The 26,843-nt window shown below is 66.9% G+C and carries 27 protein-coding genes, 1 tRNA gene and 1 pseudogene; 17 read left to right on the forward strand and 12 right to left on the reverse strand.

All coding sequences use genetic code 11. The features are described 5' to 3' along the window. The first annotated feature begins 54 nt into the window (after positions 1–54). Positions 55–459: a hypothetical protein gene (locus GXN78_RS22305; RefSeq protein ID WP_106557098.1), complete on the forward strand. Its 405-nt coding sequence runs from the start codon at positions 55–57 to the stop codon at positions 457–459. 245 nt (positions 460–704) lie between these two features. Here the strand turns inward: GXN78_RS22305 and GXN78_RS22310 are convergent. Beyond that, a tRNA-Arg gene (locus GXN78_RS22310) sits at positions 705–779 on the reverse strand. 456 nt (positions 780–1,235) lie between these two features. Between GXN78_RS22310 and GXN78_RS22315 the strand changes: the two genes are divergently transcribed. Continuing rightward, on the forward strand, positions 1,236–1,727 hold the full coding sequence (locus GXN78_RS22315) for an AlpA family phage regulatory protein (RefSeq protein ID WP_239142857.1): 492 nt from the start codon (positions 1,236–1,238) through the stop codon (positions 1,725–1,727). Between the two features lie 261 nt (positions 1,728–1,988). Here the strand turns inward: GXN78_RS22315 and GXN78_RS22320 are convergent, their stop codons facing one another. The 6 genes from GXN78_RS22320 to GXN78_RS22345 form a co-directional block, all read right to left on the reverse strand. Beyond that, a complete protein-coding gene (locus GXN78_RS22320) occupies positions 1,989–2,615 on the reverse strand; it encodes a hypothetical protein (RefSeq protein WP_146163057.1) in 627 nt (208 codons plus the stop codon). A 766-nt stretch (positions 2,616–3,381) separates the two neighbouring features. Then, positions 3,382–3,585 carry a hypothetical protein gene (locus tag GXN78_RS22325; RefSeq protein WP_146163058.1) on the reverse strand — a complete coding sequence of 68 codons (204 nt, stop codon included), beginning with the start codon at positions 3,583–3,585 and terminating at the stop codon, positions 3,382–3,384. 117 nt (positions 3,586–3,702) lie between these two features. Next, positions 3,703–5,070: a replicative DNA helicase gene (locus tag GXN78_RS22330; RefSeq protein ID WP_106557102.1), complete on the reverse strand. Its 1,368-nt coding sequence runs from the start codon at positions 5,068–5,070 to the stop codon at positions 3,703–3,705. After that, positions 5,057–5,917, reverse strand: coding sequence for a hypothetical protein (locus GXN78_RS22335; protein WP_164255658.1), 861 nt, complete (start codon positions 5,915–5,917; stop codon positions 5,057–5,059). Before GXN78_RS22335 ends, GXN78_RS22330 begins: the two co-directional genes overlap by 14 nt. Further along, the gene (locus GXN78_RS22340; RefSeq protein ID WP_106557105.1) at positions 5,914–6,234 is read right to left on the reverse strand and encodes a hypothetical protein; all 321 of its coding nucleotides are present in this window, start codon (positions 6,232–6,234) and stop codon (positions 5,914–5,916) included. The genes GXN78_RS22335 and GXN78_RS22340 overlap by 4 nt, the downstream gene beginning before the upstream one ends. Positions 6,235–6,865: 631 nt before the next feature. Further along, entirely contained in the window at positions 6,866–8,206 is a 1,341-nt protein-coding gene (locus GXN78_RS22345; RefSeq protein ID WP_106557107.1) for a site-specific integrase, read from the reverse strand. A gap of 444 nt (positions 8,207–8,650) precedes the next feature. Here GXN78_RS22345 and GXN78_RS41975 point away from each other — a divergent pair. Both GXN78_RS41975 and GXN78_RS42225 read left to right on the forward strand, forming a co-directional pair. Beyond that, positions 8,651–9,319: pseudogene (locus GXN78_RS41975) on the forward strand (PAS domain S-box protein); the annotation flags it as partial. Further along, positions 9,317–10,066: an ATP-binding protein gene (locus GXN78_RS42225; RefSeq protein WP_343231031.1), complete on the forward strand. Its 750-nt coding sequence runs from the start codon at positions 9,317–9,319 to the stop codon at positions 10,064–10,066. The pseudogene GXN78_RS41975 and the gene GXN78_RS42225, both read left to right, overlap by 3 nt. Before the next feature lie 143 nt (positions 10,067–10,209). On the opposite strand, the gene GXN78_RS22355 is transcribed toward GXN78_RS42225, so the two are convergent. The 3 genes from GXN78_RS22355 to GXN78_RS22365 form a co-directional block, all read right to left on the reverse strand. Further along, positions 10,210–10,743, reverse strand: coding sequence for a hypothetical protein (locus GXN78_RS22355; RefSeq protein ID WP_106557109.1), 534 nt, complete (start codon positions 10,741–10,743; stop codon positions 10,210–10,212). A 200-nt stretch (positions 10,744–10,943) separates the two neighbouring features. Further along, complete coding sequence (locus GXN78_RS22360) at positions 10,944–12,314, reverse strand: 3-deoxy-D-manno-octulosonic acid transferase (RefSeq protein WP_106557195.1); 1,371 nt, start codon at positions 12,312–12,314, stop codon at positions 10,944–10,946. Between the two features lie 19 nt (positions 12,315–12,333). Then, positions 12,334–13,716, reverse strand: a complete 1,383-nt coding sequence (locus GXN78_RS22365) for a phosphomannomutase/phosphoglucomutase (RefSeq protein ID WP_106557110.1) — start codon at positions 13,714–13,716, stop codon at positions 12,334–12,336. Positions 13,717–13,829: 113 nt separating this feature from the next. Between GXN78_RS22365 and GXN78_RS22370 the strand changes: the two genes are divergently transcribed. From GXN78_RS22370 to GXN78_RS22380, 3 genes are all read left to right on the forward strand, one after another. Next, positions 13,830–15,377 (forward strand): AlkA N-terminal domain-containing protein, encoded by a 1,548-nt coding sequence (locus GXN78_RS22370; RefSeq protein WP_106557111.1) that lies wholly within the window; start codon positions 13,830–13,832, stop codon positions 15,375–15,377. A gap of 17 nt (positions 15,378–15,394) precedes the next feature. Continuing rightward, a complete protein-coding gene (locus GXN78_RS22375) occupies positions 15,395–15,892 on the forward strand; it encodes a methylated-DNA--[protein]-cysteine S-methyltransferase (protein WP_106557196.1) in 498 nt (165 codons plus the stop codon). A gap of 83 nt (positions 15,893–15,975) precedes the next feature. After that, positions 15,976–16,878 carry a DMT family transporter gene (locus tag GXN78_RS22380; protein WP_258187002.1) on the forward strand — a complete coding sequence of 301 codons (903 nt, stop codon included), beginning with the start codon at positions 15,976–15,978 and terminating at the stop codon, positions 16,876–16,878. Positions 16,879–16,881: 3 nt separating this feature from the next. Here GXN78_RS22380 and GXN78_RS22385 read toward each other — a convergent pair whose 3' ends face one another. Next, positions 16,882–17,664: an IclR family transcriptional regulator gene (locus tag GXN78_RS22385; protein ID WP_106557112.1), complete on the reverse strand. Its 783-nt coding sequence runs from the start codon at positions 17,662–17,664 to the stop codon at positions 16,882–16,884. A gap of 135 nt (positions 17,665–17,799) precedes the next feature. Between GXN78_RS22385 and GXN78_RS22390 the strand changes: the two genes are divergently transcribed. Both GXN78_RS22390 and GXN78_RS22395 read left to right on the forward strand, forming a co-directional pair. Further along, positions 17,800–18,819, forward strand: coding sequence for a TRAP transporter substrate-binding protein (locus GXN78_RS22390; protein WP_106557198.1), 1,020 nt, complete (start codon positions 17,800–17,802; stop codon positions 18,817–18,819). A gap of 14 nt (positions 18,820–18,833) precedes the next feature. Then, positions 18,834–19,277 carry a type II 3-dehydroquinate dehydratase gene (locus tag GXN78_RS22395; protein WP_106557199.1) on the forward strand — a complete coding sequence of 148 codons (444 nt, stop codon included), beginning with the start codon at positions 18,834–18,836 and terminating at the stop codon, positions 19,275–19,277. Here GXN78_RS22395 and GXN78_RS22400 read toward each other — a convergent pair. Then, on the reverse strand, positions 19,274–19,906 hold the full coding sequence (locus GXN78_RS22400) for a DUF1345 domain-containing protein (protein WP_239142858.1): 633 nt from the start codon (positions 19,904–19,906) through the stop codon (positions 19,274–19,276). The two genes, GXN78_RS22395 and GXN78_RS22400, sit on opposite strands and share 4 nt — an antisense overlap. Positions 19,907–19,961: 55 nt before the next feature. Here GXN78_RS22400 and GXN78_RS22405 point away from each other — a divergent pair, with 55 nt between their 5' ends. The 8 genes from GXN78_RS22405 (at position 19,962) to GXN78_RS22440 (ending at position 26,783) form a co-directional block, all read left to right on the forward strand. Next, positions 19,962–20,684, forward strand: a complete 723-nt coding sequence (locus GXN78_RS22405; RefSeq protein ID WP_106557200.1) for a c-type cytochrome — start codon at positions 19,962–19,964, stop codon at positions 20,682–20,684. A 5-nt stretch (positions 20,685–20,689) separates the two neighbouring features. Then, positions 20,690–21,964, forward strand: coding sequence for a cytochrome c (locus GXN78_RS22410; protein ID WP_106557114.1), 1,275 nt, complete (start codon positions 20,690–20,692; stop codon positions 21,962–21,964). An 88-nt stretch (positions 21,965–22,052) separates the two neighbouring features. Beyond that, on the forward strand, positions 22,053–22,472 hold the full coding sequence (cueR, locus tag GXN78_RS22415; protein ID WP_106557115.1) for a Cu(I)-responsive transcriptional regulator: 420 nt from the start codon (positions 22,053–22,055) through the stop codon (positions 22,470–22,472). A gap of 55 nt (positions 22,473–22,527) precedes the next feature. Next, positions 22,528–22,935 (forward strand): hypothetical protein, encoded by a 408-nt coding sequence (locus tag GXN78_RS22420; RefSeq protein WP_106557116.1) that lies wholly within the window; start codon positions 22,528–22,530, stop codon positions 22,933–22,935. Between the two features lie 121 nt (positions 22,936–23,056). Further along, on the forward strand, positions 23,057–23,395 hold the full coding sequence (locus GXN78_RS22425) for a hypothetical protein (protein ID WP_239142859.1): 339 nt from the start codon (positions 23,057–23,059) through the stop codon (positions 23,393–23,395). Next, positions 23,392–24,807 (forward strand): TolC family protein, encoded by a 1,416-nt coding sequence (locus GXN78_RS22430; RefSeq protein WP_106557117.1) that lies wholly within the window; start codon positions 23,392–23,394, stop codon positions 24,805–24,807. Before GXN78_RS22425 ends, GXN78_RS22430 begins: the two co-directional genes overlap by 4 nt. 24 nt (positions 24,808–24,831) lie before the next feature. Beyond that, positions 24,832–26,247: a copper oxidase gene (locus GXN78_RS22435; RefSeq protein ID WP_106557118.1), complete on the forward strand. Its 1,416-nt coding sequence runs from the start codon at positions 24,832–24,834 to the stop codon at positions 26,245–26,247. Between the two features lie 41 nt (positions 26,248–26,288). Further along, positions 26,289–26,783 carry a cupredoxin family protein gene (locus GXN78_RS22440; RefSeq protein ID WP_106557119.1) on the forward strand — a complete coding sequence of 165 codons (495 nt, stop codon included), beginning with the start codon at positions 26,289–26,291 and terminating at the stop codon, positions 26,781–26,783. Positions 26,784–26,843: the final 60 nt, after the last annotated feature.

A 26,843-nucleotide genomic window follows, 5' to 3' on the forward strand; every position in this document is an offset into this window, starting at 1 on the left:
GCAGCCCCCGATGCTGCCGTCGCTGGGCCCCTGTGCGTGATACGCGCACTCAGAATGCTGCCCGTGGGCGTCGGCCAGTTTTCGGAAGAGCGCATCGCCCAGAGACATTTCAGCTTCTACCCAGATCGGAGATTGGAAATGCGTCATGCCACCTGGATCGCCCAAGCCCGCGAGCACTGGAAGGAGCACCTTCCGAAGATGTACGCGCGCCTGGAGAAGACGGGCAAGCTCGAGCAGGCGCTGACGGAGGCCGCGGAAGCGACGTCCAACGGGATTCGAGCGCTGACGACGCAGGGCGCGACGTGGCAGGAAGCATGGGAGCAAGTGCGCGAGACGTACCTGTTCCCACCGGAGGAACCCGAGCAGAAGCCCCGGATGCGCAAGACGCAGGGCTACCTCGCGCACCGGGAGCTGATGATGGGGCTGTCCCGGATCGGGATGCCGGATGACGACGACTAAGCCCCCGTTGGGGGCGGGCAACGCGCCAGGGGAATCCAAGGAAGCTTGAGTGTCCCATCGCCCCCCTGCGCCAGAAGTGTGGGGTGCGCTTGGTGAATTCAGGCCGGGCTTGCTCCCCTCAAGGGGCGAAGCTCTTTTGGGGAGGCGCTTGTCACGCTGCGGCCCGAGCGGCTAATGGCAAAGAAGGTGGGGAGCCCTTACGTGCCCAAGGTGCGCTCGAGATGAGGTACTTCCGGCCTCGTATCTGGTCCCGCCGCCAGGAATCGAACCTGGATCTCAGCCTTCGGAGGGCCGAATTCTATCCGTTGAAATACGGCGAGAGGTCTGACCTAGGGGTCGACAGCTCTTGATTATCACCGATTGGCCGGCGGCTGCTACCGGCCGCCTTGAAGCTGGGCGAGCGGGGGGAGCGGAACGTGCGGCGCTCGATGACACCCCTCGTCGAACGAGGTCGGTCCCCATCACGCAGGTCTGCATCAGACGTTCCGCTCGAGCATCGTGGCACCGACCAGTTGCGTGGGCGATGCGTGGTCGGAGAGGTGCCCGCTGCCGTGCGCCGGTTGAGCGTTCAGGCTTTCTGGCGGGCTGCTGCTGTAAATCTGAGCTCCGTGCGCGAGGGCATGCATGCAAGCGCGTCGTCCTTCGGATCGGTTGAATTTACGTACGGGACAGCACCTTCCAGGGCGTCACGCGCCTCGAAAGCAGCCCAGTAGGCGTAGGGCACCCCGACATCGAAGACCTTCGGAACACGGACGGCGTTCGATGGCGATAGGCTCATGACGACACCGCAAAAGCGGCACCCATTTAATCTCACCAGCCCATTCTTGCATGAGGAATCGATGAACGGAAACGACAAGATTTGCGAGTTCAAGATCCAATTGTTGGAGCGCGAAATGGCTCGCTTGCGTCGCTGTCGTGCTCTCCTTGACCACGAAATTGAGGAGTGTGCTGGCGAAATTCGTAAGCTTGAAAGGGAGCGTGCCGCGATCAAGGAAGGGAAGCCAGTGTCTGACGCGCGGCCGGCTCTGGTGGTAGGCCAGTCTGCATGGTTCGATAAGCTTTCCGATGATGCATTTCTTCGAATATCAAATCTCGTCCGGAAACCGAGTCGGCGGACCGAGGAAGTACTCCTCCCTTTCTCTGCATCGGCGTTGTGGCGGATGGTTTCTGATGGTAGGTTTCCCCAGCCGATAAAGCTGAGCGCGCGAATCACGGCGTGGCGAGTTCGCGACATTCGCAGTTGGCTTCAGCGGTCCGATCTTCAATAGCGACGCGGGCAGTGCAGGGTGTTATGACATTCAGCAATCGTGCATGACAGGATTCTTGCAGTAGAGGTGCAGCGCAACCAGAGCCCGCTCATGGATGCTCACACCGTCGAGAAGACGCCTGACCGCTGGGTCTACAGCGGGTGGGAGCGCATCGACGAGAGGGGGACGGCAGTGGGTCCGACTTCGCGCAGACCTGGGTGCTAGTACCGGCGCGCGAAACCGTGGAGGGCTACCACGGCAGCGAGCAAGTCTGAGCTCTTTTTACGACGTCGCCGACCTCACACCTGGCTTGTCTTGCACGAGTTTCAATTCGCGCTCGGAAAGCCCCGGGAGCTCGGCAGATTCCATGATGATCTGTCCTGCGTCCATCACATGCTTCCAACTCGTCTCGATCTCGGCAACCAGCGCTGCATCTCGCGGCCGGTAGTTGCCACTCTCAACTAGTTTGCGGTGGCCAGCCGCGAAAATGTATGCCATGGACAGCGCTTGTCTCGCGGCCGGCTCCAAGTAGAGGCAGTTACTCACCCACCAATCTTGACAACCGATCACGACCGGGACCACATCTTCGGAATGGGCGCTGCTGACCAGCTTTTGCCACCACTTGAAGGCCTCCTGATGAGCCCCCAGACGCTTATCGAGAGCCGCCATACGGAGCTGGTGCTTGGCCTTGAATTGCTCCACCGTTATCGAAGTCTGCAACTTGACCTGCTCGACCAACTCGGTGATCTTCTTGATGTCTTCCTTGTCGGCTAGGTTCTTGCCCTTCGCGGTCAGATAGCTTGGAGAGTAGTGCTTCAGCAGCAGGTAGCCGATGCCAACCGCAATCAGAGCACCGTACCCGAGGCCGGTGACGAGGGTCTTGATGTAAGTGATGTCTTCGGGTGTCATGGGGACCATTTTGGCGCGGCGTCGTTGGCGGCCTCCATGAGGCTCCGGACGGTCACTGCCAGGGCGTCGGTCTCGTCCATCTTAATGATGAGCCACATGTGCCGGCGCCGTGCGGGCCGCCGTGGTTCCCCTGGAGGCGGCCCTTGCACATGGAAATGCAGGTGAACCACTGGCCTTGCTTGATATCTTGGGCATCGCTAGAAGCCCGAGCACGTCGACATCCCTGGGTGCGCCACCTCCCGACCTCCGCCAATGCACGCTCCACAGCTTCAGGGGACTGCTGATACGGCTCAACCGGGAAGCCGAAGTGCCCACCTCGCATGACGTGGGGTTGGCGAAGAGGGCAACGCACGCGCTGGCCGTCATCGCCGAAGTCTTGGGCGCGCGTGAGCAGCGCCGGACCGACGCCGCTCGGATCAAGGCGGGTCACGCACGGCGCCCGGCGGGGTCCGAGGAAATTCAGGCATGAGGGGCCTGGGGAAATCGTTGCCTGGCCCAATCGAGCCCGCCACAATGCACAAGATGTCGACCCCACCCCCTCCCCCAAAATCGGCGAGGACTTTCCCGGTATCTTGGACCGCGGAGGACATCGAGCTTCTGCCGGCCCCGCCCGGCTACACATGCGAGCGCAACCGCAAGACGGGCGAGGTGCTGTACTTCAGGAAGGCGCCACCCGGGTGCTTTTGCGGCGGCCCAGAAGTACCCTTCAATCTTGACCTGGACCAGTTCCTCCCGCCGGGGTCAAATTGAAGAGTAAGTGCCGCGACTAGGCTCGCTCCACGCGGTCCAAGTACGCACCGATCGCGTCTGCCCCGGCGCCCTTGGCAGCGAGAAGGCGCAGTTCCTGAACTATGCGCGCGCGAGCAGCAATTTCCTGGCGCAGGCCCTCGGCATGTGCGGCTTGGTTGATGCGGCGGCGAAGCTCACCGGAGATCGGGAGGGTGAGACGGGGAGATTTCGGGGATTTCATGATGACTTGTGAGATGTACGCGCACGGGCGTGTACGCGCGCGAGAAAAAAGGGTTGAATGCGGCCCTCTCGAACGCCGCGGCAAGGCTTCCAGGCACGCCCAAGGTCATGGCGAGGGTCACAGGTCACTCGTGTACTTTCGAGCAGGCGGGCCTTTTGCGACCACGGTCTCGCTCGACTGCTCCCATCGCTGTGTGGGGCCGTCGAAATGCAGAGCGAACTCGCCGGTGCGTCCCTGCCGGTTCTTCGGCACGTCGCACGCGATCAGTTTCGTTCCGTCCTGGCGCGCGTCGCCGGTCTTGTTCAACAGAATCACTACGTCTGCGTCTTCCTCGATCGCGCCCGATTCCTTCAGGTCGCTCAGCACGGCGCGTCCGCTCACGCGCTTCTCGACCTCGCGGTTCAACTGGCTGAGCAGCAGGATCGTGATGTCGAGTTGGCGGGCCAGCACCTTCGTGCCGCGGCTGAGCTCCTCGATCTGGTGATGGCGGCTCTCGCCAGCCTTGCCGGCGGCGCAGAGCTGCAGGTAGTCGATCGCGATCAGCTTCACGTCGTGCTGGCGCTTCAGCATCCGGGCCTTGGCAGCGATGTCCATGAGTGTCAGGGCGGGCTGGTCGTCGATGTGGAACGACAGCTTGCGCACACGCTCCATCGCATCGGTCAGTCGGCCCCACTCGTGGTCCGCCAGGCTGCCGCTCTGGATGTTGTCGAGCCCTATGCGCCCGAGGTTCGCGAACGCGCGCTGCGTCACTTCGAGGCTCTGCATTTCCTGGGAAAAGAACGCGCACGCCTGTCCATCGGCAGCGACGTTCAGGCAGATCTGCTGCGCGAACGACGACTTCCCTACCGACGGTCGCGCGGCCAGCACCACCTGGGCGCCCGGCTTGAGCCCGCCGCCAAGCATTTTGTCGAGCGCAGGGATGTGCGTCGGGATTCCCGGCTCGATCTTCCCTTCCGAAAGGTCGGTGAGGCGATCCAGAAACGTGACTGTCAGATCCTGGATCGGCACGGGCATGCGGCGGACGCGATGCACTTGGAGTTCCTGCAGCCGGGCCTGCGCCTTGTCGAGCCGCTCCGAGACGGGGACACCGGGCGTGACGGCGATGGAGCGCACATCATCGGCCGCCGCCATCAGGCCGCGCATCAGCGAGCGCTCCGCGACGATCTCTGCATGCCGGCGAACTGCGTGCGTGCTGCTGACCGACTGTTGGATCCGGTTCAGTATCGCCAGGTCGATGCCTTCGGCCTGTCCGCTGCTTTCCAGGTGCTCATGCACCGTGATGATGTCCACGGGCTTGCCGGTTAGCACCAGCGAAGAGATGGCGGTGAAGATGCGGCGGTGCACCTCGGCGAAGAACTGCTGTGCGATAAGGATGTCCCCCACGGAATCCCAGGCCGCAGAGTCCAGCATCAGGGCGCCCAGCACGCCGTACTCGGCCTCCGGCGACCAAGGCAAGGCATGGGTCGGGAGTTCATGCGGGTGCATGTTGGTCCTCCTCCTTCCGCACTTGCTCCGGCGGCTTCGACATCCGCATCTCGAGTACGCGGCGCTCCTGCACGCCCACCTTGGACCAGTCGGCGTGTCCCTCTTCGTTGACGTGCCAGAGGTGATACCAGCAACCCTTTACGCTGTTCGCGAATGCCATCGGCCAGTCGAGGTACTTCTTGGCCTTCTGGTTGCTCAGGTGGCGGTCCTTGAAGACCAGCCACGCAACCTCCAACATTTCGCTCGTGATGCCAGCGTCCTGGCAGTAGGCATGGATGGGGTGATCGGGCGAGATCGCCTTACGTTCCTCGGCCTTGCAATGGTCCAGGTATTCTGCGAGCGTGATTGCACGGCGGGGAGAGATAGCCCGCACCTTGCGCGGCTTCTTTTCGAGTTCCTTTGCCTCTGTCTCTGTCTCTGTCTCTGTCTCTGTCTCTGTCTCTGTCTCTGGGCTAGCAAGTTGCTGGCAGGCTGCTTTCATGGCGCTATCAGGCTGCAAGCGCACTGCTGGCGCCACGCTAGCAACCTGCTTGCATCCTGCTAGCAAGACGCTAGCGTCGTGCACTGCGGGGACGAAGAAGCCGGCGTCGAGCAGTGGTCCGAGGCCGGCTTGAATTTCGTCCTCGGACGTGCGGAGGCGGAAGGCCAGTTCTTCGACGCTGGCATCGAAGATGCCGTCAGCCGATTCGGCCGCGAGCAGCCACAGCATGGGCGCGAGTGCCCGGCTGGTCAGCGGCAGGCTTTGGTAGTGGCGGTCATCCAGCAACGTGCGGTGCAGCTTGATCCACGGCGGCGCGCGATCCTTGTAGTGCTGGAAGGAGGTCCAGTTCTTGGGGGCGAGCTTCACTCTGCACCCCGTTCAAGGCGATCTGCGAAGCGCTCAACCGATTTCAGGTTGGGGTGCTGGACCGAGTAAGGGCGGTCAGTGCGAAACACGCGCCACCAGTTGGGGCGCCGCATGTGGGGCTCCTGGTCGATCATGTAGCCGTGTTGCAGGAGGCGCGCCTTCAGTGCGGCCACTAGCGCCTGCGGCAGCAGTTCGGGAAAGAGGTCATCGTTCGCTGCCGCGCTAGCGGCACTCGCGACTTTTTGCTCATCGGAGAGAGCGAGATAGACACCCCGGTTGCCACCCCAGCGCTTGCGCTGAGCATTACCGGCGCTCATGCCTCGGCTCCCAGCAGGCGGCGGAGTTGTTCGACGGGCCACGCCAGGCGGCCGTTGATGCGGATGGGGCGCAGCGGGCCCGTGTCAAAGCAGGCCCAGGCGCGCAGGGTTTGCGGTTGACGAGCCAGATGGAAGGCAGCCTCGCGGGTGGGGATGGCCGCGCGAGTTTCTTGATCGAGAGAGGTAAAGGAAGTCCGAGCAGACACGCTAACGCCTTTCTATGAAGGAGTTCTTGGCGCGTCTTACGCCTGATTGAGGGAATCGTCGTTCTTAAACGACTACCTCAAACTCTACAACACGAAAAGCGAAAAACAACGGGGGTCCACGTCGGTCTACTGCGCGGCACTGCGCGGCGCCGCGCCTCGCGTGGCATCGCCCCAATCTGCACTGCGTGCTTCGTGATGCGCCCCCAGCGTCACCCCCGACAACGCAAGTGCGGACGGCGCCGGGCGCCGGTTGAATGCATCGGGGGGCAAGATGACCTTGCGCAAGCCGGGAGGCCGCAACCTGCCGCGCCATAGGGATGCCAGGTACGCGCCGAGGCAGCGAGTCGATGGATCTCGGGCGCGACATCGGTCGGTGGGGACCCCTGGTGTCTGACCGCCAAGCGGCGTTTCGCTTGCCAACGCCCTCAGGCAGCTTTTCTGGTGAACTGCACCACGTCGCCGTGGCGTTCCTCCTGCCCGGCGTCGAAGTCGAATTGGATGCCGGCCTTGGTGACGATGAAGCGTTCAACCTGCGCCATGTAGGTGCGGAGTTGCTCGATCGTGCGCGGCTTGTACTTCTCGCTCATGCTGCCGGGTCGATGGCCCATGATCTGCGCAATGGCGCCGGCGGGGCAGCCCGCGGCTTCGCCCATCAACGCGAATGTTCGACGCAGGCCATGAATCGTCACATGCGGGAGGCCTTCATGCGCCAGCGCTTCGGTGTGCGCACTGCGCGGGTCCGCGATGCGGCCTTTTATGGCAATCGCGGATGCGAAGACGTGCGGGTTCTTGTCGATGCGCGGGAGCCCTTGAAGCAGGTGCTGCAGGTATGGCGCGAGGGGTAGCGACCGCGTATCGCCCACTTTGTCCGCGATAGTGAGCCGGCCCCAGCGGAAGTCGATGTCGCTCCATTTGAGCGCGGCAAGCTCCTCCCGCCGCGCGCCTGTCAAAAGAAGTCCTTGCAGGTAAGCCGCGGCCGTCCGGTTTCGCAACTGGGCGACGCCGACGAACCATGCCATGAGTTGGCCTTCTTCCAGCGCGTCGGTGCGGCGATTTCCGGCGGCCGAAGGCAGTTGATCCTGCACCTTGGGGTCGCGCGCGGCCAAGGGGTCGACCAGCCCCTCGTAGGCGTCCTCTGTGCCGCACCACCGCAGGAAGCCGGACACGATCTGCACGGCCCGCGCGGCCTGCGCTTCGCCACGTTGGGCCTCCTTTGCGTGCCACGCACGCAGGGCCCGCGGGGTGAGGTCCTTCAGCCGCATGTCGAGCAGCGGCGCAATGGGGCCGGGAAGCGTGAGCCCCTTGCCCCGCTTCTTCGGCTCACCGCCGAGCGACGCCATCTTTTGCATGTCGGCAAGATACCGGGGCTTCCATGCCGCCTTTTTCTTGGGCTTGCCGCGCTTGATGTATTCGGCCCACGCCTCGCTCATCAGCGCAGACTCCCTCCGCTGTGCCACGCGCGCGGCGACATCCTTTGCCGCCGCCTCGGCCTTTACCGCCCGAGGATCGCGGCCTTCGTCGATGTGGCGCTGCAGTTCCCGCGCCTTGGCCTGTGCGTCCGGGATCCGCCACGCCTGGGCGTCGCCGATCGTTATGCGCAGGCTCTTGCCCTGATAGACGCTCTGGAAGATGAAGGCTGGCACGCCGCGAGGCGTGGCGCGCAGTCCGAGCCCGGGCGCCTTGCTGTCCCATAGGAATGCCTGCGCCTTGTCAGGCGGGCACGAAAAGCCGGCGACGCGCGGCGCGGTGAGTGCAATTTTGGCCATGCACCCATTCTCTTACATCGGCCCAGAAAGTAACGTCCGATGTAAGAGAATTTTTGAAATTCAGATCAACAAGGGAACATCGTTCACACCAGTTTTAAGATTTCTCCCTCTGCCGCGTCACTCGAAGATCAACAGGAATCAACCAACACGCATCCATTTATTCGCTCATTCTTAATGAGAAGGTCGGGTGTTCGAATCATCTCTCCGGCACCAATCACAGCAACGAAAGCCTGCTATCTTTACGATAGCGGGCTTTCTTGTTTTGGAGCCATGTAGCCACCATGTAGCCGCCGGTACAGATATCTGGTGCAGCTTGCGCACTCTCCAGCACGGAAGGCGCCCGCCACCACCGCCAGTGCTAGCCAAAACGCGGTTGCGAGGCATCGGCGCCGTCGGCCGCGATAGCGCCAACCGCCGCATGGCGAGCTCGACTGGGCAAGGGCTGCGCTGGAACAAAGCGCCGACGGCATCGAGGTGGTCGATCGCCTTTCGCTGCGCCTGGTCGATGTCAACGCCGCTGCCGCCAAACGCCTTGGCCGCACACGCGAAGAAATGCTCGGTACGCCGCCGTGGTCGTACATGGAAGGCAGCACGCAAGCCTCGTTCGAGGCCTTTTTCGACGAGGTCATCAAGGCGTTCCCGCATTCCCTGTCCAGCGAACAGCGTTACACGCTGCCGAACGGCACGCTGCTGGATGCGGAAGTCGTGCATACCGCCCTGCTGATTCGCGGTCAATGGCTGATGGTCGTTGCAACGCGGGACGTCACCGGGCGCAAGCAGCAGCAGACCCGCTCGACACTGCTGTCCAGTGCATTCGAGTCGAGCCATGATTGCATGCTCATCGTCGATCGCGAGAGCATGCGCCATGTCGATTGCAACGATGCGGTCTGCCGCTATCACGGCATGACCCGCAACGATCTTCTGCAGGATCCGCCATGGACGCTCTGGTCGGACGGCCGGGCGCGCGAAGACCTCGAACGCGAGTACGACGATGCGATCGCCGTGTCGCCGCTGCCGCGGCGCCGCATTGCGCCGACTGCCAGGTCGCGCGCGGGCACACGCGGCGTGATGGAAGAACAGCAGCAGGCCATTCACCTGGACGGCCGGTGGATGCTGGTCATCACCACGCGGGAGGTGCGCGAAGACGCCATCCAGCGGCAAGTCGCCGAACTCACGCGGTCCAACGATGAACTCAAGCAGTTTGCGTACGTGACCTCGCACGATCTCTTCGAGCCGCTGCGCATGATGAGCAGCTATTCCGAACTGCTGCGCCGCCGCTATGGCGACCAGATCGACAGCGACGCCCAGGATTTCATCGGGTACATCGCCGGCGGCGCTGATCGCATGAAGCGCCTGATCGACGACCTGCTCCTGTACTCGCGGGTGGAGCGCTCGGCTGTTCCGGCACAGCAGGTTCGGCTGGATCACGTGCTCGACGACGCGATGGCGAATCTTGCCAACGCGATCGAGCGCTCCGGCGCCGTCGTCGAGCGCGGCCCGCTTCCGGAGGTGACAGGGGAATCCTCGGGCCTGACGCAGGTTTTTCAGAATCTCATCGGCAATGCCATCAAATTCACGGCGCCGGGCACCCGGCCGCGGGTTCGCGTGCATGCGTCCGAAGACGAGGCGAACTGGATCGTCTCCGTGCGCGACAACGGCATCGGAATCGCGCCCGAGTCCTTCGAGCGCATCTTCGTCATTTTCCAGAGGCTCCATGCGCAGGAGCTCTACGAAGGAACGGGCATCGGCTTGACCATCTGCAAGAAGGTGGTCGAAAGGCATGGCGGCCGGATCGAGGTCGACTCCGCGCCCGGACAGGGCACGACGTTCACGGTCTGCCTTCCCAAGACAGCGGTGTAGACGCGCGAGGCCCCTGTCTTCGGGCGGCCAACCGCGCTAATTGCGCGGCCGCATGCTGGAGGTGATGTTGATGGTGCCGGCTTCCCGACGGCTTGCCCGCGGCGAGTGCCGCAGGGACTGCGAAGCGGAAGCCGACATGACAGTCACGCCGCCGGAGCCGCGGTCCTCGGACTGGCTTTCGGCGCCGATACGAAGGAAGGCGCAGCGGGAACGACGTGTGCATCGCTCGCTGCTACCTGCTTCGGCGCCGGCGTCACGCCCCGGGATTGCGCGGGCGCTTGGCCCTGCCAGCAGACATAGCCGAAGTACAGCACCGAAATGGTCGTCGTGACCCGGTACGTAAAGAGCATGGCGCTGGGCGGATGCTTTAGGGCGCGCTCGAACAGGTCATGAACATCGTCTTCGACCTGAGGCCAATCCTGAGAAGAGACGGAGAAGCGATAGCTCGCCTGCATCGAGATCGAGACTCGTGTCATCACCGTCGCCCTGTTCGCGACGAAGCCTGCGACGAAGCCTGCGTTGTAGCCTGGCTTGTGCGGCGCCGGAAGGGGCGAACCCAACATGAAACCGGCATGCAGGACGGTCGTGGTCTGCTTCGCCGAGATGGACACGAAAGCCTCGGAAGACACGGACATGAACGGGGAAGAGCCCCGAGGCTGCTGCTGAATAGCGGTCATTGATGTTTCTTTCTCAGGCCAGGTCCGCGGTAACCCTGTCCGCCTGGTGCTCGAACATCGGAGGGGTCCCCAGATGCCGAACGGCTGCGCAGGTGGCAAGGTGGCCCTTCAGGACATTGAGGACGCGCTCGCCGTTGGGTTCCAAATCGGAGCAGGTTGCGCGCCCGGTGAAGCGGCCGCTGCTGCCCGACGCTATGCGCTCAATCGAAGTTCGGCTCGGTCCGCTCTTCAGCGGCGGCGACCGGCACCGGCGCCGGCGCCGCCTCCGCGATCGAAAGCACCGCGGCCGCCGTGCGCTGCGCCGCGCCGCGATTGGCGTTGGCAAACGCCTGCGCCGCCTCCGCCATCGCCTCGCGCCGGTCCTGGTGCTCGACCAGCTTGAGGGCGGCGGTCACCGCGTGCTCCATGTCGCTCATGCGCAGCGAGGCGCCGGCCGCCAGCGAGAGCTCGGCGGCCTCGGCGAAGTTGTAGGTGGAGGGGCCCATGATCACCGGGCAGCCGCAGGCGGCCGCCTCGATCAGGTTCTGGCCGCCCAGCGCCTCGAAGCTGCCACCCAGCAGCGCCACGTCGGCCAGGCCGTAATAGAGCGCCATCTCGCCGAGCGAGTCGCCCAGCCAGATCTCGGACTCGGCCGGCGCGCCGGCGGTGCTGCGCCGCGCCACCGCGAAGCCGTGCGATTCGATCAGCGCCGCGACCTCGTCGAAGCGCTGCGGATGGCGCGGCACGATCATCCACTGCACGTCGTGCACGCGGCGGGCGATGGACTGCACCGCATCCTGCGCTGGCGGCACCGGCGCGAGCGCGCCGAAGCGCTTGAGCACCTCCAGCAACTGAGCCTCTTCGCCGTCGCGCGAGCTCGCGAGCATGACCACCGGCCGCGGCAGCTGGCCGCGCAGCCGGGCCGCGGTCGCGAGTTGGCGCGCATCGGGGGTGGCGTCGAACTTGAGGTTGCCGTACACGCCCTCGACCTTGGCGCCGAGCGAGACCAGCCGATGCGAATCGGCCTCGGTCTGCGCCCAGACCGCCGCCAGCGAAGAGTAGGCGGGCCGAGCCAGCCAGCCCAGGCGCTCGGCGGAGGCCAGCGAGTTCTCGTTCAGGCGCGCATTGGCCAGCACCAGCGGGATGCCGCGCTCGGCGCAGGCGGCCGTGAGCTCGGGCCAGACCTCGGTTTCCATCAGCACGCCGATGCGCGGCTGGAAGCGGTCCAGGAAGCTCGCCACCGCGGCCGGTGCGTCCCAGGGCTGCCAGACCTGCAGGTCGCCGGCTTCCAGCAGTTTGGCGCCCTCCTCGCGGCCGGTGGCCGTGCCGTGGGTGAGCAGGATGGGGATGCCCGCGTACTGGCGCCGCAGCTCGGCGATCAGGATGCCGGCGGCACGCGCCTCGCCCAGCGAGACGGCATGGACCCAGCACCAGCCGGTGCCGGCTGCGGCCTCGTCATACTGGCCGAAGCGTTCTTCGACCGCATGGGCGTAGCCGGGCTCGGCCACGGCGCGCCGACGCAGCTTGCGCCGCACCAGCGGCTGCGCAAGGGTGGTGAAAGCGCCGTAAAGGCGCAGCAGCAACGAACGCACGCTCGACCAGGAATCAGGATCAGTGCGCAGCTTCGGCGAGGGTCGCATCCGGCTTCACGCCCTTCAGCAGCGCGAGGAAGTCGTGCTGGATGCGGTCCAGCGCCGCCTGGGTCTGGCCCTCGAAGCGCAGCACCAGCACCGGCGTGGTGTTGGAGGCGCGAATCAGGCCGAAGCCATCGGGCCAGTCCACGCGCAGGCCGTCGATGGTCAAGACTTGCGCCGGTGCGTCGAACTTCGCCGCCTTCACCAGCTGATCGACCAGCGCATGCGGCTCGCCCTCGGCGCATTTGACATTGAGCTCGGGCGTCGAGAAGCTGGTGGGCAGGGCGTTGAGCGTGTCGCTCGCGTTGGGCGTCTTGCTCAGGATCTCGAGCAGCCGGCAGCCCGCATAGGTGCCGTCGTCGAAGCCGAACCAGCGCTCCTTGAAGAAGATGTGGCCGCTCATCTCGCCGCCCAGCGGCGAATCGATCTCCTTCATCTTGGCCTTGATGAGCGAGTGGCCGGTCTTGAAGATCATCGGCTTGCCGCCGGCGGCCTCGATCGCGGGCGCCAGGCGCTGCGAGCATTTCACGTCGTAGACGATGGTGCCGCCCGGCACGCGCGAGAGCACGTCCTGCGCGAAGAGCGTCATCTGGCGGTCGGGGAAGATGTTCTGCCCGTCCTTGGTGACGATGCCCAGACGGTCGCCGTCGCCGTCGAAGGCCAGGCCCAGCTCGGCGTCGCCGGAGGCCAGCGCCGCGATCAGGTCCTTGAGGTTCTCGGGCTTGCTGGGGTCGGGGTGGTGATTGGGGAAGTTGCCGTCGACCTCGCTGTAGAGCTCGGTCACCTCGCAGCCGATGGCGCGCAAGATGGCGGGCGCCGAGGCGCCGGCGATGCCGTTGCCCGAGTCGACCACGATCTTGATGGGCCGGGCGAGCTTGATGTCGCTGGCGATGCGCTGGGTGTAGGCCTCCATGACGTCGACCTTGCGCACGCTGCCGCCGGGGGCGAGCTTGGCGCTGTCGGCTTCCATCACGCGGCGCAGGCCCTGGATCTCGTCGCCGTAGATCGCACGGCCGGCCAGCACCATCTTGAAGCCGTTGTAGTCCTTGGGGTTGTGACTGCCGGTGACCTGGATGCCGCTGCTGGCCAGCGTGTGAGCGGCGAAGTAGAGCATGGGGGTGGTGACCGCGCCGACGTCGATCACCTCGACGCCGGTGGCCACCAGGCCGCGGATCAGGGCATCGGCCAGCGCCGGGCCCGAGAGCCGCCCGTCGCGCCCGACCGCCACCGCCTTCTCGCCGGCCGCGCGCGCCGCGCTGCCAAAGGCTTTGCCGAGCGCCTCGGCGACCTCGGCGACGAGCGTGGTGGGCACCACGCCGCGAATGTCATAGGCCTTGAAGATCGATGCACTGAGCTGCATGGGCTTCCTTTGGGGTGAGTTCGAAAATTGAAGACCATTGTAGGCATGCGCACTTGCCGGCAGATGTCCGGAAATGGCTACTCCTGCATGCTGCGCTCCGTATCATTCGAGACATGTCCCTGCCATCCGCCTCCCCCGCCGGGCTCGAGAGCGACGCCTGCTACCTGGCCATGAAGGCCCATGATGCGCGCTTCGACGGCTCCTTCTTCACCGGCGTGACCTCCACCGGCGTCTATTGCCGCCCGGTCTGCCGCGTCAAGCTGCCGCGGCGCGAGAACTGCCGCTTCTTCCAGCATGCGGCCCAGGCCGAGGCAGCCGGCTTTCGCCCCTGCCTGCGCTGCCGGCCCGAGCTGGCGCCGCGGGCGGCGAGCTGGTCCACCGAAGACGCCTCGCGCATCCTCGCGCTGCAGGCGGCCCGGCTGATCGACGAGCCCGATGCCTGGGACGACGACGGCCCCGGCGCCGCCCGCATCGCCGCACGCCTGGGCGTGAGCGACCGGCACCTGCGCCGCATCTTTGAGGCCCAGTTCGGCGTCTCGCCGCTGCAGTACCTGCAGACGCGCCGACTGCTGGCCGCCAAGCAGCTGATCGCCGACACCCGCCTGCCGATGACGCAGGTGGCGCTGGCCAGCGGCTTCGCCAGCGTGCGCCGCTTCAACGCGGCCTTCGTTTCGCACTACGGCCTCAACCCGAGTGCGCTGCGGCGGGCCGGCACCGCGGGCAGAGAGCACGGCGGCGGCTCGGTCGGCGTGCGCCTGGGCTACCGGCCGCCCTACGATGCCGCGGCCATGCTGGGCTTCTTCGCGCGCCGCGCGCTGGGCGGGGTGGAGGCCATCGGCGAAGCCGGCGGCACGCCCCAGCTGGCCCGCACGCTGCGCGTCGCGCAGGGCGAGCGCGTGCATGCCGGCTGGCTGCAGCTGCGCTTCGACGGCGAGCGCGAGCACGTGCTGCTGCAGGTCGGCGATTCGCTGGCCGCGGTGCTGCCGACGGTGATCAGCCGGGTGCGCGCCATGCTCGACCTGGATGCCGACCCGATGACGATCAACGGCGCGCTGCATGCCAGCTTCCCGCAGGGCGACGGGCTGCGCGTGCCGGGCACGGTCGACGGCTTCGAGCTCGCGGTGCGCGCCGTGCTGGGCCAGCAAATCACCGTGGCCGCCGCGCGCACGCTGGGCACGCGTCTGGTGCAGGCGCTGGGCGAGCCCATCGCGACGCCGGTCGCGGGGCTGGACCGGCTGTTCCCGACGCCCGCGGCCCTCGCGGCCGCGAGCGGCGACACGCTGGGCCAGCTGGGCATCGTCCGGCAGCGGCAGGCCGCGCTGATCGCGCTCGCGAAGGAAGTGCTGGAGGGCCGGCTGGCCCTGCATGCCGGCGCCGACGTGCCGGCCACGCTCGCCGCCCTGCAACAGCTGCCCGGCATCGGCGACTGGACTGCGCAGTACATTGCCATGCGGGCGCTGCGCTGGCCCGATGCCTTCCCCGCCGGCGACATCGCGCTGCAGAAGGCGCTGGGGGTGAGCTCCGCGCGCGCTGCGGCGGAGGCCTCGCAGTCCTGGCGGCCGTGGCGCAGCTACGCGGTCCTCCGGGCATGGCACAGTCCCCTGCCTCCCAGCGGGTCCGCGATGGCCGCGCCGCCCGCCCTCGAAAGCGTGTCCGCGTGAATGAGAAAGACAACATCATGAAATTCAGGAATGCCACCCTCCACAGCTGCACGATCGCGAGCCCGCTCGGCGCCGTCACGCTCGCGGCCACCGATGCCGGCCTGGCCGGTGCCTGGTTCGAACGGCAGCGCCACTGGCCCGACACCAGTGGCTGGCAGGACGATCCCGGGCATCCCGTGCTGCGCGAGGCCGCGGCCCAGCTGGCCGACTACTTCGCGGGGCGCCGCCAGCACTTCGACCTGCCGCTGGATCTTTCGCACGGCACGGCCTTCCAGCAGTCGGTGTGGCAGGCGCTGCTGGCCATTCCCGCGGGCCGCACCACCAGCTACGGCGCCATCAGTGCGGGCATCGGCAATCCCGCCGCGGTACGCGCGGTGGGCGCGGCCGTGGGCCGCAACCCGATCAGCGTGATCGTGCCCTGCCACCGCGTGCTGGGCACCGACGGCTCGCTGACCGGCTACGCCGGCGGCCTCGAACGCAAGAGCGCCCTGCTCGAACTGGAAGGTGCCTTGTGAGCGAAGGCGAGTGCACGGCCGCGAACACGGCGCCCCAACCCGTCGCTCCCGCGGCGCCCGCGCGTCCGGCCAGCAAGCGCTGGCTGGTCGACCTGGTGTTGCTGGGCATGCTGTGGGGCGCCTCCTTCCTCTTCATGCGCATTGGCGCGCCCGAGTTCGGCGCCTTGCCGGCGGCCTCGGTGCGGGTCGCGATCGCCATGCTTTTCCTGCTGCCGCTGCTGCTCGCGCGCGGCCAGTGGTCCAGCCTCAGGCAGTACTGGAAGCCGGCGCTGAGCATCGGCGTGCTCAATTCGGGACTGCCCTTCGCCTTCTTCTGCTTCGCGCTGCTCACCATCAACAGCGGCCTGGCAGCAGTCCTCAACGCCACGGTGCCGATGTTCGGCGCGCTGGTCGCCTGGGGCTTCTTCGGCGAGCGGCCCGACCGCTCGCGCAGCCTCGGCCTGGTGATCGGCTTCGCCGGCGTCGCGATGCTGGCCGGGCGCAGCGCGGGCCTGCAATCGGGCGCGGACGAAGCCGCGGCGCGCTGGGCCATCGGCGCCTGCCTCGCGGCCTGCATCTGCTATGCCTTCGCGGCCAGCCTGACGCGCAAGCACCTCTCGGGCGTGCCGCCGCTCGCCACCGCCACCGGCAGCCAGATCGGCGCCACGCTGGCCCTGGCACTGCCGGCCATCTGGCTGTGGCCGGCGCAGATGCCGAGCCTGAAGGCCTGGCTCGCGCTGCTGGCGCTGGGCACGGCCTGCACCGGGCTGGCCTACATCCTGTTCTTCCGCCTGATCGAGAGCGCCGGCCCGGCGCGTGCGCTGACCGTGACCTTCCTGGTGCCGGTGTTCGCGCTGTTCTACGGCGCCGTCTTCCTCGGCGAGCAGATCACGCAATGGATGTTGATGTGCGCGGTGGTGATCGTGTGCGGAGTGGCCTTGTCGACCGGGCTCGTGAAGCTCGGGCGACGGCCTGCGGCGACGACAGCCGCCGCGGGAAAGCCGTAGCGGCTAGGCGCGCTTTTTCAGCAGCGCGGACGCGCCGCTGGAATTGGCCACGTCCGCCGCAGTCGCCAGCAGCGCGGGGCCCAGGCCCAGCATGCGCGCCTGCGTCAGGCGGACCAGCGGTCCGGCGATTGTCACAACGCCGATCACCGTGCCGTCACCCAGGCGAACCGGCGCCGCCATCGCGGCCATCCCGGGCGCGAAGACCTCGGTGATCATCGCGAAGCCGAGCTTTCGCGCATTTCGCAAGTAGCCGAGCAGGGCCTTGACCGAGGTCACCGCCTTCGGCCCGAAGGCCTTGGGAGTGCCGAAGCCCTGCCTGGCGACGATCTGCAGCGCCTCCTCCTCGGGCAGGGTGGACAGCCAGGCGTGGCCGGCGGAACTGCAGGACAGGTTGACCGACAAGCCCATGTCCGGGTCGTAGCGCAACCCCCGCGTGGCACCCTGGGCCTTGGCCACGAAGATGAGCGCATCCCCGTCGACCACCGCCAGACGCACCAGTTCCCCCGACTCGGCCGCGAGGCGATCGAGCAGCGGCTGCGCCACGTCTACCACCCCGCTGTTGCTGAGGAAGCTCAGGCCCAGCGACACCAGCTTGATCGTCAGCGTGTAGCGCCCGTGGCTCTGGTCCTGCCGCACATAGCCGCAGCGCACCAGCTCTGACAGCAGGCGGTGCGTGGCGCTCAGGGGCATGTCGAGATCGGCCGCGAGCGCGGAGAGGGCGCGCCCTTCGGGATGGACGACCAGGTGCTCGAGAACTTTGAAGCTGCGTTCGACGATGGCGGTCATGACGGCGCAACTTTAACTCCAACGCTGCCAAGTGTTTTCACTAGTGGAAATGTTTTCCACTTCATCTCTATGATCGGCGCCTGCGCTTCGACCTCGCTGGCGGCGCGTCCACTTCCCTATTTCCTGGAGTTCATCTTGAAGTTCCTCCTCCGCACGCTCGCCGTGGCCGGCGCCACCCTCGCACTGGTCCACACCGCCCTGGCCCAGGACGCGCAGGAGCGCGTCATCCGCTTCGGCCATCTCAACAACCCCGATCACCCGGTCAGCTTCGGCGTCAAGCGCTTCGGCGAGCTGCTCGCGGCCAAGAGCGGCGGCAAGATGAAGGTGCTGGAGTTCCCGGCCTCGCAGTTGGGCAATGAGATGCAGCAGCAGTCGGCGTTGCAAGGGGGCGTGCAGCAGATGTCGGCCCCCGCGACGACTTCGCTCGCCGGCATCGTCAAGGAGTTCGGCGTGGTCGACTTCCCGTTCGCGGTCAGCTCCTTCGCACAGGCCGATGCGCTGCTCGACGGTCCGCTCGGCCAGGCACTGATCGCCCGGCTGCCCGAGAAGGGCCTGGTGGCGCTGGGCTACTGGGACCTGGGCTTTCGCAACGTCACCAACAGCAAGCGCGCCATCACGAAGCCCGAGGACCTGGAGGGCCTGAAGATCCGCGTCATCCCGAATCCGGTGTTCCTCGACACCTTCAAGGCCTTCAAGGCCAATCCGGTGCCGATGCCTTTCGCCGAGCTGTACGGCGCGCTCGAGGCGAAGGCCGTGGACGGCCAGGAGAACCCCTACTCGGTGATCCTCTCGAACAAGTTCTTCGAGGTGCAGAAGTTCCTGAGCGCCACGAACCACGTGTATGCCGCGAACATCGTGCTCGTCAGCAAGAAGTTCTGGGACACGCTGAGCCCCGCGGAGCAGAAGATGATGCGCGAGGCCGCCGACGAGGCACGCACCTACCAGCGCCAGGTCAGCCGCGCCGCCGCACAGAAATCCGTGGGCGAGCTGCAGGCCAAGGGAATCCAGTTCAACGAGCTCGCCGCCGGCGAGCAGGCCCGCATGCGCCAGATCGCCAAGCCGGTGGTCGAGCGCTTTGCGGCCAGCTACGACCCCGGCGTCGTCAAGCTCTACAACGACGAGCTCGCGCGCATCCGCAAGTCTTCGGCCCCCTGAGCATGTCCCACACCATGAAGTTTCTCATCCTGCACGGCCCCAACCTCAACCTGTTCGGTCGCCGCGAACCCCACATCTACGGCACGACGACGCTGGCCGAGATCGATGCCAGGCTGGCGGCGCTCGCTGCCGAGCTCGGCGTCGCGCTGGAGACGATCCAGTCGAACCACGAAGGCGAGCTGATCGACTTCCTGCACAAGAACATCGACGATGCGGCCGGTGCGCTCGTCAATCCCGCCGGCCTCACGCAGCACGGCGTGCCGCTGCACGACGCCATCAAGGCCATGCCCTTTCCGGTCCTGGAGGTCCACATGTCGAACATCGCCGCGCGGGAAACCTGGCGCGCGCATTCGATCATCTCGCCAGCGGTCAAGGGCACGATCCAGGGACTCGGCCCGCATTCCTATCTGGCGGGCCTGCGCGCGCTGGTCGAGATGCAGCGCGACGCAAAGGTCTAGATCGCGCCCGCCACCACGTTGATCGACAAGGCCAGCACCAGCATGTTGAAGGCGAAGGACAGCACGCTGTGCACGAGCGTGATGCGCCGCATCTCGCGCGAGCGCACCTGCACGTCCGACACCTGCGAGCACATGCCGATCACGAAGGCGTAGTAGAGGAAGTCGTAGTAGTCCGGGTCGAGCTTGCCCGGGAAGTCCAGGCCCGGATCGCGGCCCGGCTGCGCCTGGTAGTAGCGGTGCGCGTAGTGGAAGCCGTAGATCGTGTGGATCATGAACCACGAGCCGGCGAGCGCCACCAGCCCCAGCACGATGTGGCCGATGCGCTCGGCCCCGCCCAGCTGCCCGACCTGCTTGAGCAGCAGCGTGATCGCCACCACGCTGGCGGCGATGCCGCTCACCATCGTGGCCAGTATCAGCGCGCTGGGCTGGTCCAGCGATTGGGCGCGCGCCCGCGTGCTCCGGGCGTCGAAGGTCTCGGCCAGCCACCAGGCCGGCAGCAGGTAGACGGCTGCGCCGAAGCACCAGCCGAGCAGGAAGCGCGTCGCGCCTTCGAGCGGCCAAGCCAGCAGGCTCACCACGATGCCGAGCGCTGCGCCCAGCAACAGCCGCTGCCAGCCAAGCATATGCATGAAATGGATGCGCATGCGGGGCACTGTAGCGTGCGGCGACAATCGCGCACCCACCATGAAGACACGAACCCACTGGCGCGGGCTGCTGCTCGCCGCCTTCAGTCTCTGCGGCATGGCCCATGCCGCCTCCCCAACCCCCTCGCCCGCACGGGTGCCCGACACCATCGAGCAGCGCGTTGCCGCCTGCATCGCCTGTCATGGGCGCGAGGGCGCCAGCACCAACGCGGGCTACTTCCCGCGGCTGGCCGGCAAGCCCGAGGGCTATCTCTACAACCAACTGCTGAGCTTCCGCGACGGGCGCCGCTTCAACGGCGACATGGCCCACATGGTGCGGCACCTCTCCGATGCCTACCTGCGCGAAATCGCGCACTACTTCGCCGAGCTCGATCTGCCCTACCCGCCCGTCTCCACGCGCAGCGACGCCTCGGCACAGAGCCTCGCGCGCGGCAAGGCGCTGGTGTTCGAGGGCGATGCGGCGCGCGGCATTCCGGCCTGCGCGCAATGCCATGGCCAGGCGCTGACCGGCATCGCGCCGGCCATTCCCTCGCTGCTCGGCCTGCCGCGCCTGTACCTCGCTTCGCAGCTCGGCGACTGGCTCAACAACGGCCGCCATGCCCTGCCGCCCGACTGCATGGCGGAGGTGGGACGCAAGCTGAACTCGGAGGACATCAACGCCGTCGCGAGCTGGCTCGCGCTGCAGCCGGTGCCGGCCAACCCCAAGCCCGCGGCCGCACCGCCCGCACCGCTGCCGCTGCCTTGCAGCGCCATGGGGAAGTAACGGCCATGCGACGCACCCTCTACATCCTGCTCGCCCTCGCGGCACTGCTGATCGCGGCCGCGCTCGGGCTCGTGGCCCTCAACCTGCGCGGCGAAGAGCCACTGCCCGAGACGCCGGCCGCCTTCAACGCAACGCCGGCCCAGGTCGAACGCGGCCGCTACCTCGCGCTCGCCGGCAACTGCGCCGGCTGCCACACGACGCGCGGCGGCACGCCCTATGCCGGCGGCGTCGGCATCGAGACGCCCTTCGGCACGGTCTTCGCCGGCAACCTCACGCCGCACCAGGAGGCCGGCATCGGCCGCTGGAGCGCCGCGCATTTCTGGCGCGCCCTGCACAACGGCCGCTCGATGGACGGCCGCCTGCTGTACCCCGCCTTCCCCTACCCGAGCTTCACGCGCGTGACGCGCGAGGATTCGGATGCGATCTACGCCTACCTGCGCACCGTGCCGCCGGCGCCGACACCCAACACCGCCCACAAGCTGCGCTTTCCCTACGACACGCAGGCCGCGCTCGCGGTGTGGCGCGCGCTGTTCTTCGCACCCGGCAGCTTCGTCGCCGATCCTGCAAAGCCACCCGAGTGGAACCGCGGCGCCTACCTGGTCGAGGGCCTGGGCCATTGCATCGCCTGCCACGGCACGCGCAACGTGCTGGGCGCCACCGAGGAGAAGCTGGGCCTCTCGGGCGGGCTGATCCCGGTCGAGAACTGGTATGCGCCTTCGCTGAACGCGAAGCGCGAGGCCGGCGTCGCGGACTGGGACACGCCCCACGTCGTCGCGCTGCTCAAGAACGGCACCTCGCCGCGCGGTTCGGTGATGGGCCCGATGGCCGACGTCGTCTTCCGCAGCACCCAGCACCTGAGCGAGGCCGACCTGAACGCGATGGCGGTGTTCCTCAAGCAGTTGCCCGAAGCGAAGGCGGCGGACACCCCCGCCCCCGAAGCACCCGTGCGCCGCGACGCCGGCGTGATGGCGCGCGGCGCGAAGATCTACGACCAGCAATGCGCCTACTGCCATGGCGACGCCGGCCAGGGTGCCGAGGGTGCCTATCCCGCGCTCGCGGGCAGCCGCTCGGTCAACATGGGCTCGGCCGTCAACCTGGTGCAGGTGCTGCGCCATGGCGGCTTCCTGCCCGCCACCGCGGGCAATCCGCGGCCCTACGGCATGCCGCCCTTCGGCCATGTGCTCGACGACGACGGCATCGCCGCCGTGCTCAGCTTCATCCGCGGTTCGTGGGGCAACGATGCACCGCCGGTCACGCGCGGCCAGATCATACGGCCCTGAAACTCTGCGCGGGGCTTGACCTTGCCATGATGGTAGGGTTGAGACTTTGCCCTGGCCTTCGACAGTGCGAAGGCAAAAAGGAAGCCCAATGAGCCAGGCCCTCCCCGGCACGGAACCCTTCAACATCGGCGAGGCGGCGGCACGCTCCGGCGTCTCGGCCAAGATGGTGCGGCACTACGAGTCGCTCGGGCTGCTGCCCCGCATCAGCCGCACCGACGCGGGCTACCGCCAGTACAGCGACAAGGACGTGCACACGCTGCGCTTCATCCGCCGTGCCCGCGACCTCGGCTTCAGCATGGCCGAGATCGCCGAGCTGCTGAAACTGTGGCAGAACAAGCGCCGTGCCAGCGCCGATGTAAAGCGCATCGCCCTGGCCCATGCGGCGGACCTGCATCGCCGCATCGACGAGATGGCGGGCATGCAGCGCACCCTCGAGCGCCTGGCCGAGTGCTGCCATGGCGATCATCGGCCCGACTGCCCGATCCTCGACGAGCTGGCCGAGCGCTGATGGGCACGCCGCCGGAGCCTATGCGTTGAACCGCTCTCCGCCTAGAATTTCGCCAATGCCTCGCCTTCGCGCAATCCTGCTGTGGCTCATGATGCTCGCGGTCCCGTTCCAGGGATACGCGGCTGCAGCCATGGCGTTCTGCGCGCCGGAGCCGGCGCGGGTGAGCGCCGGCGTGACGCACGACCACAGCCACCACGACATGAGCTCGGCGACGGAGGCCGGGCACCATGGGGCCTCGGGTGCTGACGCCGGCACAGGCCACCATGCGGCTCAGAGCGCCCAGGACGACGCCTCCGGTTCGCTCCACAAATGCGGCAACTGCGCGGCCTGCCATTCCGTCGGCCTGATGCCGACGCTCGCCACCCCCGGTCTCGATGGCCTCCCGCAGGCCGATCTCGCAGAGCCCCTCCACGCCATGGCGACCGTCTCGCCGCGCGTGCCTCACAAACCTCCTCGCGCCTGACCGCGTTCGGCGCCCGGCGGCCTCGGCTGTCGGCGCTCGGACGCGCATGCATCGCTCGTGTCGCCGTGCCCCTTCGCGGGCTCGCTGACGGCACGCCGTTCATGAACATCGCGAGGATCCCATGTCCGCTTTCCTGCCGGCCCGTTGGCTGGCCGCCTTGCCCGCCCTGGCCGCCTTGGCGGCGGCCGCCCAGACCGCCCCTGCGCCAGCCCCCGCTGCCGCTGCACCTGCGGCACCACTTTCTTTCCGCTCGGCGATGGAGGGCTACAAGCCCTTCGCCGAGGAAAAGCCCATTCCCTGGAAACAGGCCAACGAGACCGTCCACCAGCGCGGTGGCTGGCGAGCCTATTCCAAGGACGACGCCGACACGACCGGCGACAAGCCATCCGGTGCAGCCGATCCGCATGCGGGCCACGCCATGCCGAAGCCCGCAGCTGAACCGCCGAGGGAGAAGCCATGAGGCGGCCGCTGCAGATCACCTGTGCCGCACTGGCCGCTGCATTCCTGGCGGGCTGCGCCTCCGTCGGAATCGACGACGCCCTGAAGGAGACGAATTCCTCGGCTTCGCAGTTCACGAGCGGAACGCTCGAACTCAGCCGCACGCAGGAACAGCGACACGCTCGCACGGCGCTCTCGAAGGAACTGCTGGCCAAGCCCTTGTCCCGTGACGACGCGGTGCGCCTGGCACTTGCGAACAGCCCTGCAGTCCAGGCGCTGGTCGCGCAGAGCTGGGCCGACATCGCGTCGGCCAACCAGACGAGCCGGCTCCCCAACCCGGTCTTCACCTTCGAGCGCCTGCGCCTGGGCGACGAACTCGAGATTGGACGCTTGTTGTCCTTCGGGTTGGTCGACCTGCTTCTGCTGCCGCAGCGAGCGTCGGTCTCCCGCAGCCAGGCCACCCTGGCGCAGGCGCAGCTGACCGGTGCGGTGGTGGACCAGGTGACCCAGGTGCGGCAAGCATGGGTCCGGGCCGTCGCAGCCCGGCAGTCGCTGCAGTACGCCGAGCTGGTCAAGGAATCGGCCGAGGCGAGTGCCGAGCTCGCGCGGCGCATGCAGCAGGTCGGCAACTTCAGCAAGCTGCAGCGCGCACGCCAGCAGGTCTTCTATGCCGACGCCACCACGCAGCTCGCATCGGCACGCCACGCCGCCACCGCGGCACGCGAGGAACTCGTGCGCGCCCTGGGCCTCGACGACGCACAGGCGGACACGCTGAAGCTGCCCGAGCGCCTCCCCGACCTGCCCAAGGCGCCGCGCGAAGCGCGTGACGTGGCGGCGACCGCCGGCGAGCAGCGCCTGGACGTCCAGCAGGCTCGGGCCCAGCTCGATGTCGCCGGCAAGTCCCAAGGCATCAACCTGTTGCCGACCTTCATCGACGTCGATGCCGGGGTGCGGCGGGACACCGTCTTCGACGGCGGTAGCCGCGACACGCGGCGCGGCTTCGAGCTCGACATCCGGTTGCCTCTCTTCGACTGGGGATCCGCCCGACGCGATGCGTTGAATGCGCAGGCGCTTGCAGCGGCGAGTCGCTACGACGCGACCGTTCGCGGTGCGACCTCCCAGCTGCGGGAAGGCTATTCCGCCTACCGCACGGCCTACGACATCGCGCGCCACTACCGCGACGAGATCGTGCCGCTGCGCCAGACCATGGCGGACGAGAACGTGCTTCGCTACAACGGGATGCTGATCGGCGTGTTCGAGCTGCTGGCCGAGGCCCGCGATCAGATCGCGAGCGTCAACAACGCCATCAACGCCCAGCAGCAGTTCTGGCTGGCCGACGCTGCGCTCGAGGCATCGGTGATCGGCAGGCCCATCGCCGCATCGGCCCCGACGGCCGCTTCGAGCCCTCGAGCGGCTTCCACCGCCGCCCATTGAGCGGCGCTTCAAGACACGAGCAACATGACAAACAGACGCAACTTCCTCGGCGGCGCCGGCGCCATCACGGGTGCCATCGCCGCGGCCTCGGTCGGCAAGGTGGCGATGGCCGCCCTGCCGGAGCCTGTGCTCCAGGACAAGCCCGACACCATGCCGCCGCTGGCGCCGCCCACCGGCCGCCCCTACAACCCCGTCGTCACGCTCAACGGCTGGACGCTTCCCTGGCGCATGAACAACGGCGTCAAGGAGTTCCACCTGGTTGCGGAGCCCGTGGTGCGAGAGATGGCGCCGGGCTTCAAGGCCCACCTGTGGGGCTACAACGGCCAGTCGCCCGGCCCCACCATCGAGGTGGTCGAAGGCGACCGCGTGCGCATCTTCGTCACCAACAAGCTGCCCGAGCACACCAGCATCCACTGGCATGGCCAGCGCCTGCCCAACGGCATGGATGGCATCACCGGCTTGACGCAGCCGGCCATCCAGCCCGGCAAGACCTTCGTCTACGAGTTCGTGGCACGGCGGCCCGGCACCTTCATGTACCACCCGCACGCGGACGAGATGACGCAGATGGCGATGGGCATGATGGGCTTCTGGGTCACCCACCCGAAGGCGAGGCACCCGCTGATCGACGACGTCGACCGCGACTTCGTCTTCCTGCTCAATGCCTACGACATCGAGCCCGGCAGCGCCACGCCGAAGATCATGACGATGCTGGACTTCAACCTGTGGTCCTGGAACAGCCGCATCTTTCCGGGCATCGATTCGCTCAACGTGCGGCTGAACGACAAGGTGCGCATCCGCTTCGGCAACCTGACGATGACCAATCACCCGATGCACCTGCACGGGCACGAATTCCTGGTCACGGGGACCGACGGCGGGCCGACGCCGAAGAGTACGCGTTGGTACGAAGTCACCACCGACGTCGCGGTCGGCCAGATGCGCCAGATCGAGTTCCTCGCCAACGAGGAAGGCGACTGGGCCTTCCACTGCCACAAGAGCCACCACACGATGAACGCGATGGGCCACGACGTGCCCACCATGATCGGCGTCGACCACAAGGACATGGTCAGGAAGATCAAGAAGCTCGTGCCCGACTACATGGTGATGGGCGAGCGCGGCATGGCCGACATGACCGAGATGGAGATGCCGCTGCCCGACAACACGGCGCGAATGATGGGCGGCGAAGGGCCCTTCGGCTCGGTCGAGATGGGCGGCATGTTCAGTGTCGTCAAGGTACGCAAGGGCCAGAAAGCGGGCGACTACTCGAATCCCGGCTGGTTCAAGCACCCCCAGGGCACGGTCGCCTACGAGCTGGATGGGCCGCTGCCCGACCCGCCTCGCTCCCGCAGCGCGGGCGCGGCCGCCATGCCCGCCCGGAACCTACCGGCCAGGAACATCGAGGTCCAGATCCGCAAGCCTCCCAGCGGTCATTCCGGCCACTGACCGATCCCTCTTCACTCAGCTCAACCCATCAAGGAAATCCCATGAACAAATCCATCGGCATCGCCACGCTCGCAGTGTTGACCACCCTCGCCTCGACGGCCGCACTTGCCGCCGGCAATCATGCCGGCGGCCACGACGACGCGATCGGCAAGCCCGGCGTCGCCTCGAAGGCAACGCGAACCGTCAACGTCGACATGACGGACGGCATGCGCTTCAACCCCTCCAGCATCGACGTGAAGCAAGGCGAGACCGTGCGCTTCGTCGTCACCAATTCCGGAAAGCTCAGGCACGAACTGGTGCTCGGCACCGAGAAGGAGCTCAGGGAGCACTACGAAGTCATGAAGAAGAACCCGGAAATGGAGCACGCCGATCCGAACATGGTGACGCTCGCCGCCGGCAAGACCGGCGAAGTCGTCTGGCAGTTCACGAAGCCCGGGAAGGTGGACTTCGCCTGTCTGCAGCCGGGTCACTACGACGCCGGAATGAAAGGCGCCGTGAACGTCGCCAGACCCACCGACAGATCGACGCGCAACTGACTGACCCTCGAGACCCGCTTCCAGTGGGTTGATGGGCCATCCACCCCGTTCAACGCTTCA

The organism is Variovorax sp. WS11 (assembly GCF_010499245.1).
In the GTDB taxonomy this organism is placed as follows: domain Bacteria; phylum Pseudomonadota; class Gammaproteobacteria; order Burkholderiales; family Burkholderiaceae_C; genus Variovorax.

Excerpts from the sequence above, each read along its gene's own strand:
- GXN78_RS22305 (WP_106557098.1), top strand. The coding sequence starts at position 55 with ATGCTGCCCGTGGGCGTCGGCCAGTTTTCGGAAGAGCGCATCGCCCAG.
- GXN78_RS22315 (WP_239142857.1), top strand. The coding sequence starts at position 1,236 with ATGACGACACCGCAAAAGCGGCACCCATTTAATCTCACCAGCCCATTC.
- GXN78_RS22320 (WP_146163057.1), bottom strand. The coding sequence starts at position 2,615 with ATGACACCCGAAGACATCACTTACATCAAGACCCTCGTCACCGGCCTC.
- GXN78_RS22325 (WP_146163058.1), bottom strand. The coding sequence starts at position 3,585 with ATGAAATCCCCGAAATCTCCCCGTCTCACCCTCCCGATCTCCGGTGAG.
- GXN78_RS22330 (WP_106557102.1), bottom strand. The coding sequence starts at position 5,070 with ATGCACCCGCATGAACTCCCGACCCATGCCTTGCCTTGGTCGCCGGAG.
- GXN78_RS22340 (WP_106557105.1), bottom strand. The coding sequence starts at position 6,234 with ATGAGCGCCGGTAATGCTCAGCGCAAGCGCTGGGGTGGCAACCGGGGT.
- GXN78_RS22345 (WP_106557107.1), bottom strand. The coding sequence starts at position 8,206 with ATGGCCAAAATTGCACTCACCGCGCCGCGCGTCGCCGGCTTTTCGTGC.
- GXN78_RS42225 (WP_343231031.1), top strand. The coding sequence starts at position 9,317 with ATGCTGGTCATCACCACGCGGGAGGTGCGCGAAGACGCCATCCAGCGG.
- GXN78_RS22355 (WP_106557109.1), bottom strand. The coding sequence starts at position 10,743 with ATGACCGCTATTCAGCAGCAGCCTCGGGGCTCTTCCCCGTTCATGTCC.
- GXN78_RS22365 (WP_106557110.1), bottom strand. The coding sequence starts at position 13,716 with ATGCAGCTCAGTGCATCGATCTTCAAGGCCTATGACATTCGCGGCGTG.
- GXN78_RS22370 (WP_106557111.1), top strand. The coding sequence starts at position 13,830 with ATGTCCCTGCCATCCGCCTCCCCCGCCGGGCTCGAGAGCGACGCCTGC.
- GXN78_RS22375 (WP_106557196.1), top strand. The coding sequence starts at position 15,395 with ATGAAATTCAGGAATGCCACCCTCCACAGCTGCACGATCGCGAGCCCG.
- GXN78_RS22385 (WP_106557112.1), bottom strand. The coding sequence starts at position 17,664 with ATGACCGCCATCGTCGAACGCAGCTTCAAAGTTCTCGAGCACCTGGTC.
- GXN78_RS22395 (WP_106557199.1), top strand. The coding sequence starts at position 18,834 with ATGAAGTTTCTCATCCTGCACGGCCCCAACCTCAACCTGTTCGGTCGC.
- GXN78_RS22400 (WP_239142858.1), bottom strand. The coding sequence starts at position 19,906 with ATGCATATGCTTGGCTGGCAGCGGCTGTTGCTGGGCGCAGCGCTCGGC.
- GXN78_RS22405 (WP_106557200.1), top strand. The coding sequence starts at position 19,962 with ATGAAGACACGAACCCACTGGCGCGGGCTGCTGCTCGCCGCCTTCAGT.
- GXN78_RS22410 (WP_106557114.1), top strand. The coding sequence starts at position 20,690 with ATGCGACGCACCCTCTACATCCTGCTCGCCCTCGCGGCACTGCTGATC.
- cueR (WP_106557115.1), top strand. The coding sequence starts at position 22,053 with ATGAGCCAGGCCCTCCCCGGCACGGAACCCTTCAACATCGGCGAGGCG.
- GXN78_RS22420 (WP_106557116.1), top strand. The coding sequence starts at position 22,528 with ATGCCTCGCCTTCGCGCAATCCTGCTGTGGCTCATGATGCTCGCGGTC.
- GXN78_RS22425 (WP_239142859.1), top strand. The coding sequence starts at position 23,057 with ATGTCCGCTTTCCTGCCGGCCCGTTGGCTGGCCGCCTTGCCCGCCCTG.
- GXN78_RS22430 (WP_106557117.1), top strand. The coding sequence starts at position 23,392 with ATGAGGCGGCCGCTGCAGATCACCTGTGCCGCACTGGCCGCTGCATTC.
- GXN78_RS22435 (WP_106557118.1), top strand. The coding sequence starts at position 24,832 with ATGACAAACAGACGCAACTTCCTCGGCGGCGCCGGCGCCATCACGGGT.
- GXN78_RS22440 (WP_106557119.1), top strand. The coding sequence starts at position 26,289 with ATGAACAAATCCATCGGCATCGCCACGCTCGCAGTGTTGACCACCCTC.